Source organism: Streptomyces sp. NPDC001348 (assembly GCF_053597535.1).
Genome location: NZ_JBSFIK010000081.1, coordinates 1 through 12,820, shown reverse-complemented (window position 1 = coordinate 12,820; position 12,820 = coordinate 1). Strand labels below are relative to the sequence as shown.

General features: G+C 69.3%; 11 protein-coding genes and 1 pseudogene. 3 read left to right on the top strand and 9 right to left on the bottom strand.

Features of this window, described 5'->3' with window-relative positions:
* The 9 genes from ACWC21_RS41125 to ACWC21_RS41085 form a co-directional block, all read right to left on the bottom strand.
* Positions 1-345 (bottom strand): universal stress protein (locus ACWC21_RS41125; protein ID WP_450889935.1); only part of this gene is annotated, 345 nt, incomplete at its 3' end.
* A gap of 185 nt (positions 346-530) precedes the next feature.
* Positions 531-1,454 carry a carbamate kinase gene (locus ACWC21_RS41120; RefSeq protein WP_450889933.1) on the bottom strand — a complete coding sequence of 308 codons (924 nt, stop codon included), beginning with the start codon at positions 1,452-1,454 and terminating at the stop codon, positions 531-533.
* Between the two features lie 4 nt (positions 1,455-1,458).
* Complete coding sequence (gene argF / locus ACWC21_RS41115; RefSeq protein WP_450889931.1) at positions 1,459-2,460, bottom strand: ornithine carbamoyltransferase; 1,002 nt, start codon at positions 2,458-2,460, stop codon at positions 1,459-1,461.
* Positions 2,461-2,478: 18 nt separating this feature from the next.
* Complete coding sequence (locus ACWC21_RS41110) at positions 2,479-3,693, bottom strand: arginine deiminase (RefSeq protein WP_450889930.1); 1,215 nt, start codon at positions 3,691-3,693, stop codon at positions 2,479-2,481.
* Positions 3,694-3,725: 32 nt separating this feature from the next.
* On the bottom strand, positions 3,726-5,219 hold the full coding sequence (locus tag ACWC21_RS41105) for an APC family permease (RefSeq protein ID WP_450889928.1): 1,494 nt from the start codon (positions 5,217-5,219) through the stop codon (positions 3,726-3,728).
* Positions 5,220-5,907: 688 nt separating this feature from the next.
* The gene (locus ACWC21_RS41100; RefSeq protein ID WP_450889937.1) at positions 5,908-6,540 is read right to left on the bottom strand and encodes a LuxR C-terminal-related transcriptional regulator; all 633 of its coding nucleotides are present in this window, start codon (positions 6,538-6,540) and stop codon (positions 5,908-5,910) included.
* 93 nt (positions 6,541-6,633) lie between these two features.
* Positions 6,634-7,968 (bottom strand): caspase family protein, encoded by a 1,335-nt coding sequence (locus tag ACWC21_RS41095; protein ID WP_450889926.1) that lies wholly within the window; start codon positions 7,966-7,968, stop codon positions 6,634-6,636.
* On the bottom strand, positions 7,965-8,327 hold the full coding sequence (locus tag ACWC21_RS41090; protein ID WP_450889924.1) for a hypothetical protein: 363 nt from the start codon (positions 8,325-8,327) through the stop codon (positions 7,965-7,967). Before ACWC21_RS41090 ends, ACWC21_RS41095 begins: the two co-directional genes overlap by 4 nt.
* 345 nt (positions 8,328-8,672) lie before the next feature.
* Positions 8,673-9,059, bottom strand: coding sequence for a hypothetical protein (locus ACWC21_RS41085; protein ID WP_450889923.1), 387 nt, complete (start codon positions 9,057-9,059; stop codon positions 8,673-8,675).
* Between the two features lie 313 nt (positions 9,060-9,372).
* Here ACWC21_RS41085 and ACWC21_RS41080 point away from each other — a divergent pair.
* The 3 genes and pseudogenes from ACWC21_RS41080 to adhE form a co-directional block, all read left to right on the top strand.
* Positions 9,373-9,825: pseudogene (locus ACWC21_RS41080) on the top strand (transposase); the annotation flags it as partial.
* 140 nt (positions 9,826-9,965) lie between these two features.
* A complete protein-coding gene (locus tag ACWC21_RS41075) occupies positions 9,966-10,364 on the top strand; it encodes a hypothetical protein (protein WP_450889921.1) in 399 nt (132 codons plus the stop codon).
* Between the two features lie 250 nt (positions 10,365-10,614).
* A partial coding sequence (adhE, locus tag ACWC21_RS41070; RefSeq protein WP_450889919.1) for a bifunctional acetaldehyde-CoA/alcohol dehydrogenase occupies positions 10,615-12,820 on the top strand: 2,206 nt, incomplete at its 3' end.

The following is a 12,820-nucleotide window of genomic DNA, read 5'->3' as shown; positions in this document are numbered from 1 at the left end:
GCCGATCCCGCCCAGGCCGCGTGAGCCGAGGACGAGCATGTCGGCGTCCTCGGCCGCGCCGACCAGGGCTTCGTCGGGCCGTCCGGTGAGCTGCTGGGTGGTCACCTCGACGCCGGGGTGGCGCAGTCGCAGGCCCTCGGCGGTCTCGCGGGGGATCCTCTCGGTCCAGTGCTGGTGCGTCTCGGCACCGAGGAGCGGGGCCTGGGCCATGGGATCCGGGACGGGCTCCCAGACCTGGACGAGCTTCACCGGCAGTCCGCGCAGCGTCGCCTCGCGGGCCGCCCACTCCGCGGCGGCCCGGCTCTCGGGTGAGCCGTCGAGGCCTACGGTGATGGTGCGGGGCATGTTCTCCACCTCCTGAATCGGGGCCCGGAGGGGACCCGATTCCAGCGTCGTTTTCCCGGGCTCTTCAAGACAGGGGCCGCTGGTCCTTCGGCGGGGACCATGGGCCCTGGTACCGCACCTGGTGCGGCGAGCGGTAGGCGCCCGGACCGGAAGGCGTTCCGCGGCCGGACGCCGCTCCCACGGCGTCAGCGGGCAGTGAGGTCCGGGCGGATCAGCGTGCCCGACCTGCCGTGGACGATCTCGTAGGCGGCGTCCAGGGCGCCGATCGCCGCCAGACCGCCGGTGCGCTCCACGAACCGTGCCGCGGCCTCCGTCTTCGGTCCCATCGAGCCGTCCGGGAACCCGCCGCCGCGCAGATCGTCGGGGGTGGCGTCGAGGACCGGGCGCTGGTCCGGGGTGCCGTAGCGGTCGTAGACGCAGGGTACGTCGGTGAGGATGAGCAGGAAGTCCGCCTTGAGGTCCTCGGCGAGCAGGGCCGCGGTGAGGTCCTTGTCGACGACGGCCTCCGCGCCGCTGAGGGCGCCCGTGTCGGAGTCGGCGGTGACGGGAACGCCTCCGCCGCCGGCGCACACGACCAGTGCGCCGGCGGTGAGCAGCTCGTGGATGGTGTCCGTCTCCAGGATCCGTTCGGGCGACGGGGAGGCGACGACGCGGCGCCAGCCGGTGGTGTCCCGAGCGATGTGCCAACCCAGCTTGCGCGCCAGTGCCTTGGCCATCGACGCGGAGTACACCTGGCCGACGAACTTCGTGGGCCGCTCGAAGGCCGGATCGTCGGCCCGGACGAGGGTGTGGGTGATGAGAGCGGCGATACGACGGCCCGGGAGGGCGTTGTGGAGGGTGCGGGTAAGCAGCGAGCCGATCATGCCTTCGGTCTGGGCGCCGAGCAGGTCCAGTGGGTAGGGGGAGCTGAGGGCGGGGTCGGCCGCGCTTTCCATGGCGAGCAGCCCGATCTGTGGGCCGTTGCCGTGGGTGATGATCAGCTCGTTTTCTTGTGCCAGGACGGCGAGGGCGGTGGCGACCCGGTCGATGTTGGCCTGCTGGACGGCGGCGTCCGGGCGTTCACCTCGGTGCAGCAGGGCGTTGCCTCCGAGAGCGACGACGATGCGCATGGCTTCAGTCCTCCAGGGTGGCGACGAGTACGGCCTTGATGGTGTGCAGGCGGTTCTCCGCCTGGTCGAAGACGATCGAGGCAGGTGAGGAGAAGACTTCGTCCGTGACTTCGAGGCCGTTCAGGCCGTAGGTCTCGAACAGTTCCCGACCGAGCCGGGTGCGGTGGTCGTGCAGGGACGGCAGGCAGTGCAGGAACTTCACGTCCGGGTTGCCGGTGAGGGCGAGCGTCTTGTCGTTCACCTGGTACGGGAGCAGCAGCTCGATCCGTTCCCGCCAGGTGTCGGCCGGTTCTCCCATGGAGACCCAGACGTCGGTGTGCAGGAAGTCGGCGCCGCGTACGGCGGTTTCCACGTCCTCGGTGAGGGTGATCCGGGCTCCGCTGCGTTCGGCGAGGGACCCGCACGTGGCCACCAGCGCGGGCTCGGGCCACAGCGCCTTCGGTGCGGCGATCCGTACGTCCATGCCGAGCAACGCGCCCATCGAGAGCAGGGAGTTGCCCATGTTGTTGCGGGCGTCGCCGAGGTAGCAGTAGCTGATGTCCGGCAGAGGCTTGGTGCTGTGCTGGCGCATGGTGAGCATGTCGCACAGGCTCTGGGTGGGGTGGGAGGTGTCGGTCAGGCCGTTGTAGACGGGGACGCCGGCGTGGGCCGCGAGTTCGGTGACGATCGACTGGGCGGAGCCCCGGTACTCGATGCCGTCGAACATGCGGCCGAGCACGCGGGCGGTGTCGGCGACCGACTCCTTGTGGCCGATATGCGTGTCGCCGGGGCCGAGGTAGGTGGTGCGGGCGCCCTGGTCGGCGGCGGCGACCTCGAAGGCGCAGCGGGTGCGGGTGGAGGTCTTCTCGAAGATCAGGGCGATGTGCCTGCCGCTCAGCCGGGGTTGTTCGGTGCCGGCGCGCTTGGCCGCCTTGAGGTCGGCGGCGAGGGCGAGGAGATGGCGGATCTCGGGGGCGGTGAAGTCGAGTTCGCTCAGGTAGGAGCGGCCTCGCAGGTCGATGGTCATGATGGGGTCCTCGTCGGCTCAGGCGATCGGGTCGCGTTCGATGGGGCAGCTCATGCAGCGGGGGCCACCACGGCCGCGGCCGAGTTCGGCACCGGCGATCGTGACGATCTCGATTCCCTGTTTACGCAGGTAGGTGTTGGTGGTGACGTTGCGCTCGTAGCCGACGACCACACCGGGTGCGAGGGCGAGGAAGTTGCTGCCGTCGTCCCACTGCTCGCGCTCGGCGTTGCGGATGTCCTGCGGGGCGGACAGCATCCGGACCTTGTCCAGGTCGAGAGCCTCGGCGAGCGCGGTCGCGAGATCGGAGTTCGCGGTGACGTCGAACCCGGTCTCGCGACTGTCACTGGGCCTCAGCGTCCACGAGCGCAGGGAATCCGCGAGGCCGGGATAGATGGCGAACGCGTCGCGGTCGACCATGGTCAGCACGGTGTCCAGGTGCATGTACGCACGGGCCGCCGGCAGTTGGACGGCGATCAGCAGGCTCGCCGTACCGGAGGCGAAAAGCCGGGCGGCCAGGTTCTCCACCGCCTGGGCGGTGGTGCGCTCGCCCATGCCGACCATGACGGCGCCGTTGCCGAGAACGTGGACGTCGCCTCCTTCCAGAGTGCCGACGGGGCCGTCGAGCAGGGGTGCGGGTGCTACGTCGGCGAACATCGGGTGGAACCGGTAGATGGCCTCGGCGTGCAGGCTCTCGCGGCGCCGGGCGGCCTTGGCCATCGGGTTGACCGACACCTGGTCATACAGCCAGCAGGAGTTGTCCCGCGGGAAGAGGTGGTTGGGCAGTGGGGCGAGGGCGAAGTCGTCTGCGCCGAGTGCGTTCCACACCAGGCTGTGCGGGGTGGCGAGCGGCAGGTCGCTCTTGAGGAGGCCGCCGATCAGGTAGCCGGCGAGGGTCTCCCCGTCGAGTTCGGCGCACAGTTCGCGCACGGGGTCGACCAGGGCCGGGCCGACCGTGGCCGCAGTGACGACCTGGTCCAGGAGCCAGTCGCGGCCCTCGGCGATGTCCAGGGTCTGCGTCAGCAGGTCGGCGAAGTAGTGGACGCGGGCGCCGTGGTCGCGCAGGACCTGGGCGAACGCGTCGTGCTCCTCTCGGGCGCGCTTGGCCCAGAGGATGTCGTCGAAGAGCAGGGCGTCGACGTTGCGCGGGGTGAGGCGGGAGAGTTCGAGGCCTGGACGGTGCAGGATCACCTGGCGCAGCGGGCCGACCTCGGAGTCGACGTGGAAGGTGTTCATCGCGGGGGTTCCTCTGTGCTGGGGTGTGGTGGTCAGTCGTGGGGGTGGAGGTCGTTCCGCTTCCCGGGCCCGCCGATGCGGCGAGTACGGAGCCCCCGGGAGAGCCGCGGGGCCGGCGGGGGCGTTTCAGGTGCCCGCTCCTGCTGGACCGGGATCACCGCGGCGGCCGTGGGCGCCGTCGCCTCGCCGTAGACGCCCTGCCCCCGCTTCAGCCAGACGTAGACGGGGACGCCGAGCAGCAGAACGAACAGGCCGTAGTAGACGGTCTGGTAGCCGCTGCCCTGGATCGACCAGTACGAGAAGACGAGGGCCAGCCCGGCGACGGTGACGTCACGGGCGAACCTGCGGGGGCTGAGGCTGCCCCGGCCGCGTACCAGCAGCCAGTACAGCTGGGCGGCGGCGGAGAAGAGGTAGGGGATCACGGCGGTCAGCACACTGAGCAGCACGATCTTGGTGAAGACGTCGTCGAAGCGCGTGTAGCTGAACACGGTGATCAGTGAGGCCAGCACGGTGGAGGCGACGATGCCGAAGGCCGGGACGCCGCCCTCGCCGCGCAGCCGGGCGAAGGCGCGCGGGAAGAGTCCGTCGCGGGCGGCCGCGTACGGCATCTCGGCGCACAGCATGGTCCAGCCGTTGAGGGCGCCGATGCCGGAGATGATCGCGGCGACGGCGACGATGTCGCCGGCCCAGCTGCCGCCGAAGATGTTGTTCGCCGCGTCGGTGAACGGCGCGGTCGAACCGCCCAGTTCGCCGTGGGAGACGGTGCCGAAGACGGCGAGGGTGCCCAGGATGTAGATGACGGCGCAGATGAGTGTGCCGTAGACGGTGGCGCGGGGGACGTTGCGCTCCGGCTCGCGGACCCGGCCGGCGACGACGGAGGCCGCTTCCAGGCCCAGGTAGCTGAACAGTGCGATGGCGCCCGCGGCCGAGATCGCTCCCAGCGCCGACTGGCCGCCGGCGTTGAACGGTCCGAAGTTGTGGGCGTCGATGAACAGCAGTCCGACGGTGGCCATGAAGACCAGCGGAACGAACTTCAGCACGGTCGTGATCACCTGGAAGGCGCCCATGTTCCGGACGCCGGTGAGGTTGATCGCGGCCGGAATCCACAGCCCGACCAGCGCGAGAAGCACCGAGACCCACTTGTGGTGTCCGGTGTTCACGAACACCTCGACGTAGCCGACCCACGCGACGACGATGGCCGCGTTCCCGGCCCACGCGGTGATCCAGTACGACCACGCGTTGAGGAATCCGGCGAACTCCCCGAAGGCCTCACGAGCGTAGACGTACGGCCCGCCACTGGCCGGAACGCGCTTGGACAGCGCCCCGAAGGTCAGCGCCAGCGCGAGCGCGCCGAGGGTGATGGCGACGAACGCGACGAGGGAGATCGGCCCGTACGGGGCGAGGGCGGAGGGCAGGGCGAAGACTCCGGTGCCGATGATGCTGCCGATCACGAGCGCGGAGGCGGCGGGAAGGCCGAGCGCCGTCGTGGGCGTCGTCCCCTTTCCGTCTCTTGTGGTTCTGGGCATGGCGGAGCTCCTTGCTGACCAGTGGGTGAGTCGATCCGCGACTGATCCTTCTGCCCCTCAGCGCGCACAGTCAGCGGCCACACGGCCCACGCGCTACCCCGTTGGTCCCGCTGCCCTGGGCCTGGACAGCCCAACTCGTCCGCCTACCGGTACTCCTGGCCACAGGACATGGGCCGCTCGGCCCACGGCATGGCCCGTCCAGCCCCATCGTGAGCACCGTGCCGGGCTCGACAATCGAGGGCAGGAGCAGCGGCCGGACACGCGAAACGGCGTCGACCGGCCGACGGTGCCACATCCTTGCGGCTCGTTCGAGATGGGTCGGCTCTCCCGTAGCCCCCAGGAGCCGTGAGGGCTTCCACGCGAGTCTCGTGTCGGGGGAGGCACGATCCTCGCGCCACGGCCGCCGCCCCCGCCGACACGGGGGCGGCGGCCGTCGTCGCTGCCACCTGCCTCGGGGCCGGACGGCCCTGGCCCCGGCCCAATGGCCCCTGGCCCGGTACGAATCGGCGGCACACGCTGGAGACAACATCGACCACTCCTACGGGACGGCCGACAGGAGGCCCCTGACGCTCAGCCGCACAGGACTTCCACCGGACGGTCGTCTCCCGGACCACAGGACCCGGCGACCCCACGCCACCCGAAGCGACCGGTCAACAGGCCAAGCCGGAGGTGCTGCGGCTTCCCGGTCTCAGTGCCCTTCCTGCCGCTGTCGGTCCTGGACCTGGGTGGCGATGACGGCGGCCTGGATACGGCGCTCGACCCCGAGCTTGGCCAGCAGACGGGAGACGTGATTCTTTACCGTCTTCTCGGCCAGGTACAGCCGCTGGCCGATCTGGCGATTGGTCAGACCCTCACCGATCAGGGCCAGGATCTCCCGCTCCCGCTCGGTCAGACCTTGCAGTCCGTCCGGCTGCTGCTCCTCCTGCTGGCCTCCGCGAAGCCGGGCCATCAGCTTGGTGGTGGCGCTGGCGTCGAGCAGAGACTGGCCCGCGGCCACGGTGCGTACGGCGGACACCAGGTCCGAGCCCTGGATCTGCTTCAGGACGTAACCGGACGCACCTGCCATGATGGAGTCCAGCAGGGCCTCCTCGTCGTCGAAGGAGGTCAGCATGAGGCAGGCCGGCTCAGGCATGCGGGAGCGGAGCTCCCGGCACACGGTCACGCCGTCGCCGTCGGGCAGGCGGACGTCGAGCACGGCCACCTGCGGCCGCAGCGCGGGGACACGCACCAGTGCCTGCTCCACAGTGCCGGCCTCGCCGATCACTTCGATGTCCGGCTGTGGCTGGTTACTGGAGGCAGAGCGGCTATGAGTGATGACGATCCACCCGAGATGCGGATCATGACAGCCTCGGGAAGCGATTGCCTTTCCTTGCCCCGGGCGGTCTCTCCGGGTGGGTAGTGCACACGGGAGCAGCTAGGACTTCAGCCGCTGAATGAGCTTGAGGGAGTTGGAGAGATTCTGGATGTCCTTCCTGTTCTCCAGCCACCGGCTCTGCCACGTCCCGCCGGGGTGCTCCACCTCCAGCCAGTAGTAGTGACTGCTGGGCACGCGGCCGGCCGCACTGCTGGCCTCGAACCGGTAGCCGGTTGAGAAGGTGCAGTGCGGGAAGACGTCGTAGTTCAGACTCAGTTCCTTCGAGCGGTCCTTGGCGCGGATGCCCGTCCGGGTGAAGACAAGACTCTCGGCCGGATTGATGAATCCCTTTTTGGTCTGCCAAACGGCCAGGATCTCGCTGGCGTCCACGCCGTGGTAGGCCGCCGCGTTGATGACCATTCCCGACGGACGGCCCGAACCGTGCACCGCGAAGTGGCGGACCGGGCCCATGTCCGCCAAGACTTCGCGTAGCTCTTTGTCGAAGTCGGCGGTCGGCGTCCGGTGCGTCGGTAGTCGCGACGGGCCCTCGGCCGTAGGCGTCCCGTCCGTCGGGGCCGCCGGGTTGGGGAAGAGGCGGACCGCGGCGAGATCGCCCGCGGCCTGGTTTGGGACGTGTACCTCCGGCCGGGGAACGTCCGGCTGGCCGAGGCTGGCCAGCACCTTGGCCGCCACCGAGGCGACCTGGCGGAGCGTCAAAGGGCCCGGGTGGCCGGGGTCACCGGTGCGCAGGGCCGTGAGGAGCGCCCAGTTGCATAGCGTGTGGCTGTCCCTGCTGGCCAGCCGGGCGGGGTCCTTCGCGCCGGCGGCGCAGAAGAGCGCAACCCCACGGTCCAGCGGAGCGTTTGTCAGGATCTCCTCGCTCTTCGTACTGACTTCCTGTTCGACTGTTCCCTGCATGATCCGGGCGGCCTCAGCGGCGAAGCAGCAGTCCAGGAACAGTATGCGGGCGCTCAGCGGCACGGTCTGGCGCAGCAAGCGGTCGAGCGAGGCGACCCGCAGGCTGGTGTCTGCCTCCATCGGGCTGCGGGTGTCCGAGACCAGGAGGCAGTAGTCGCGCGAGGTGCCGAAGAATGCCCCGTGTCCGATGTAGTGGAACATGATGAGCAGCCCCTCGCCGTGGGGTGCGTGGAGAGCTTTGGCGCGGGTGCCGAGGAAGTCGGCGATCCGGTCGTACTGCGCCACGGCGTCCGGTTTGTCGAACAGGTTGAGGATGTTCTCCGGAGGGGTCCCGAACCCGCCCGCGCCCAGGTATCCAGCCAGAGCGGTGGCCGAGTTCACAAAGGCGGGCGCCGCCTCGAAGGAGTCCAAGCGGGGCCAGGCCTGCGCCCCGGTGATGACGGAGAGTGTACGGGCGGGGTCCAGCACCTGCGTCACCCCTCCAGGAAGTCCTTGGTCATCTGCTCGGTGTGTTCGTCGGGACGGCCCTGGAGGATCACCTCGACCGTCTCCCCGTTGCGTTTGCGCCGCTTGAGCACCAACTTGAACTCCGAGCGGCGGCGCAGCCACGACGCGAGCCCGGTGGCCAGCATGGTGACGCTGCTGGAACCGAGCACGATGGCCAGGATCATCCCCGCGTCCTGGGTCAATCCATCAGGCTTGACTCTCGTGGCCACCAGCGCCGGGACCCGTTCCGCCAGCGATTCCCTCAACTCGTCGGTCGCGGCGTCCTGATCTGCACCGCTCGGCCCGACCACGGTGACGGCCAGGTCCGCGGACTCCAGCACGCCGTCCAATGCCGACGCTCCCGCTCCCGCAGGAACTTCCCCCTGATGCATCCAACTCCCCCTCGACACTTCTCACTTGGGGAGTCCTCTCCCCCAACCGAGCCGCGAGAACCCATCGGGCGGCCGAGACGAGTCGGACGCCCGAGCGAACCGCCTCCGACGCCTCGGGAGCGGGCCGCCTTGCCCCTTGCCGTGGGCTGATCCACGCACCAGCGTGTACTACGGGCATGCCAGCACATCCCGGTCGAACGCCAGATGGTGGGGTACGGACACCACTGGCGCGCGTACCCACTCGCTGGTCCCTTCATGAGTGGGGTCGGCTCAGTGGCCGTCGGCTATGCCGGGGCGCTGCTACTACTTTTTCATTTTTCCGTACAGTGTGACAATTTTGTCGACTATTTCCACTGTGGTCTTGATCGTTCGCGCGAGCTTCTCGAAGTCAAATGGATGGAGTACTTGCCTCAGACGGCGCTCGCTACTGTCAAGCGAATCTCTGGTCACCCAAAGAATGGAGCTCACCTGAGGGCCGATCTGCGGATACTGCCTCACAAGTGCGTTGGCGCTTTGAATGTTGTTCTCGGCTTTCTCGGCCATGCCGACGATCCTCGATCCATCGACTGGCAGCCCTGCTCTTGCACTCCTGATGGCCGCGTCAGTGAGCTCGACCACCCCGCCGGCCTCGACCTGGGCTTGCATTGCGAACCACTTGGCTTCACTGAGGGCTTCGCCGAATGACGTCACCGGTCTTCCTCCCCCTGAAGAATCCCGCAAATACGACAAGGATGGCTGTTGCCGTAGAACCAGTCAACCGCTCTGCTTTCGAGATTCCTAGATCTTTTTTCAAATCTTCAGCCGGGCTTCAGCGTGATCGGTCTCAGTCCATTCCAGGGCTCCGGTGCAGTCGGCCGCCGTCCGGTTCGTGATGTCTCGTTGGCCGGCGGGCATGGAAGCTGGACAGGCGCGGGACGCGGGGCGGTCAGAACCCCTTCCGACCCCCTGCGCTGCCCCGCTTGCACGCCCCAGCCCAGGCGCCCTGAGGGGTCGTTGAAGAATGATCTCCCCGAGTCCGGTTGACCGTGCGCGGCCGGGCTCGAAGCACCACGCGCTGACCGACGCGCACGGCACCTCGCTGCGTGCCGTCGTCGACGGGCGGACACCGCAACGACGGCACGCGGATGTTGCCGATGGTCGACGTCGTGCCGCCGGTGCGGGGCAAGCGGTGCCGGCCCCGTCGCAAACCCCGGGTGTTGTGCGGCGACCGCGGCTACCGCCACGACGTGTACCGCCGCCGTCTGCGCGAGCGCGGCATCGTCCCGAAGATCGCCCGACGCGGTCAAGCACATGGCCGGGCCTGGGCCAGGTGCGATGGGTTGCCGAGTCCGCCATCGCCTGGCTCCACGGCCCGCGTCGCTTACGGCCCCGCGGGGAGACCCGCGACGACATGCATGACGCCTTCCTCCAGCTCGCCGACTGCATGACCCTCGCCCGCAAGATCCCAGCTTTTTGAAAGGGCCCCTAGCCCGCATCTCACCACCCCTCGCGACGCAGGTCCTTTGGCCCCACTGCAGGGGCCTGAGAGCCCTGGGCTGCGCCCAGTGCTCGCTGGAGTCTGGAGCCGCTGCCAAACGATCAGAAGGAGTGGAGCAGATGACTGCCAAGGACACCGACACTCACGCCACCAGCACCGTCGCCGTGGAGGTGCGCGTGGAAGGCGAAGTGGAAGAGGAAGCCGTCGCGTACCTCCGGGAGAAGGTCGACGCGGTGCTCGGTCGGACCGGTCTTCCTGCCGTGAGCGGTGCGGTGAGAGTGGCCAGGGCGGTGGCGCACCACGCGGAGCGGCCCTGGTCCGCCGGGGCCGAGCTCGTCGTGGGCAACAACCTCGTGGTCGTGCATGCTCAGGAGGCCACGGCACACGAACTGGCGGACCGGCTCCAGGACCGACTGCGCAGCCAGGTCAACCGTGTCCTGCACCGTAAGGAGGAGGCCCGCAGGCCGGCCACTCCGCCTCCGTGGCGCGGCGGCCGAGCCGACAGCGGCCGCGAATAGTGCCTTCATGATCCGCCGGTGCGATGCCGGGCTCCCTCCCCCCTCCACAGCGGGGAGGGAGCCCGGCCAGGCCTCTCGGCCAGGCCGGGCCAGTGCCGGTCAGCCCCCGGAAGGGACCATCGGCACCTGGGAGCGGGGACCGGGCAGGACGACAGTGAAGGCGTGAGCGGCGCCGGTCCCCCGCGCTGCCGCTCCCGTCCGCACGCCGTCGGCCACCGCCGACGGCTCTCGTCAACGGAGGCGCTCCCCAATGACCCGTCATGAGGCCCAGATCGAGGCGACGGCAGCCGCCGACGCGCCGTCCGACATCGCCGTCGCCGTGGACCGACTGGTCACGAACGGCCTGAAGGCACTCGCCGACTACGACGCCCTGACCCAGGAGCAGGTCGACCACATCGTCAAGAAGGCCTCGGTCGCCGCCCTGGACCAGCACACCGCGCTGGCCCGCCTGGCCGTGGAGGAGACCGGGCGCGGGGTCTTCGAGGACAAGGCGGCCAAGAACGTGTTCGCGTGCGAGCACGTCACGCACAGCATGGGCCCCATGAAGACCGTCGGCGTCATCGCGCGCGACGACATCGAGGACATGGTCGAGGTGGCCGAGCCGGTCGGTGTGGTCTGCGCGATCACACCGGTCACCAACCCGACCTCCACCACCGTCTTCAAGGCCCTGATGGCGCTGAAGACGCGCAACCCGATCGTGTTCGCCTTCCATCCCTCCGCCCAGCGCTGCAGTGCGGAGGCGGCCCGGATCGTCCGGGACTCGGCCGTGGCCGCCGGCGCGCCGGAGCACTGCGTGCAGTGGATCGAGACCCCGTCGGTGGAGGCGACCGGCATCCTGATGCGCCACCCCGGTGTCTCGCTGATCCTCGCCACCGGCGGCAACGCCATGGTCAGGGCCGCCTACTCGGCGGGCAAGCCCGCCCTGGGAGTCGGCGCGGGCAACGTTCCCGCATACGTGCACAAGAGCGCGAAGCTGCGCCGGGCCGTCAACGACCTGGTGTTGTCGAAGTCCTTCGACAACGGCATGATCTGCGCCTCCGAACAGGCCGTCATCCTGGACGAAGAGATCTACGACGCCGCGCTGGCCGAGTTCCGCACGCTGCACGCACACCTGGCGACCGCCGAGGAGAAAGCGGCACTGGAAGCCTTCCTGTTCCCGGCCGGCGGGGCGAACGCGGGCTGCGAGCCCAAGGTCAACGCTGCGGCCGTCGGCCAGAGCCCGGCATGGATCGCCGAGCGGGCGGGCTTCACCGTGCCCGACGGCACCTCGCTGCTACTGGTCGAGGCCGACCGGGTGGGGCCGGACGAACCACTGACCCGCGAGAAGCTCTGCCCGGTGCTCGCCGTACTGCGGGCCGGCTCCGAACAACAAGGTTTCGACCTCGCCGCCGACATGGTCGCCTTCCACGGCCAGGGCCACACCGCGGTCATCCACACCGAGGACCCGGAGCTCGCGGAGGAGTACGGCCGACGCATGAAGACCGTACGGATCATCGTCAACGCCCCTTCCTCGCAAGGCGCGATCGGCGGCATCTACAACAGCCTGCTGCCGTCACTCACTCTCGGCTGCGGCTCGTGGGGCCACACCTCGGTGTCCGACAACGTCTCCGCCGCACAGCTGCTGAACATCAAGCGGGTGAGCGCCCGCCGCAACAACCTGCAGTGGTTCAAGGTCCCACCGAAGGTCTACTTCGAGCCGCAGTCCCTGCGCTACCTGGCCTCCATGCCGGACATCCACCGGGTCACGGTCGTCACCGACGCCACCATGACCCGCCTCGGCTTCGTCGACCGCGTCAGCCGCGTCCTGCAGCGGCGCCACGAGCCGGTCACCCTCCAGATCATCGACAACGTCGAACCCGAGCCGAGCATCGAGTCGGTCCAGCGCGGTGCCCAACTCATGCGCGACTTCCGTCCGGACACGATCATCGCGCTCGGCGGCGGCTCCCCGATGGACGCGGCCAAGGTGATGTGGCTGCTCTACGAGCACCCGGACATCGACTTCGCCGACATGCGGCAGAAGTTCTCCGACATCCGCAAGCGAGCCTTCCGCTTCCCGCAGCTCGGTGCCCGCGCCCGCCTGGTCTGCGTACCCACCACCTCCGGGACCGGAGCGGAGGTCACCCCGTTCGCGGTCATCTCCGACCCGGCCACCGGCAAGAAGTACCCGCTCGCCGACTACGCACTGACTCCGAGCGTGGCCATCGTCGACCCGCTGCTCACCGCGGACCTGCCCCCGACCCTGGCCGCCGACAGCGGCTTCGACGCGCTCACCCACGCCATCGAGGCGTACGTGTCCGTCTACGCCAACGACTTCACCGACGGCCTGGCCCTGCACGCGATCCGGCTGATCTTCGAGAACATCGAAGCCGCGGTGAACGACCGCGCCGTACGGTCGGACGCCCGGGAGAAGATGCACAACGCCGGCACCATCGCCGGCATGGCCTTCGGCAACGCCT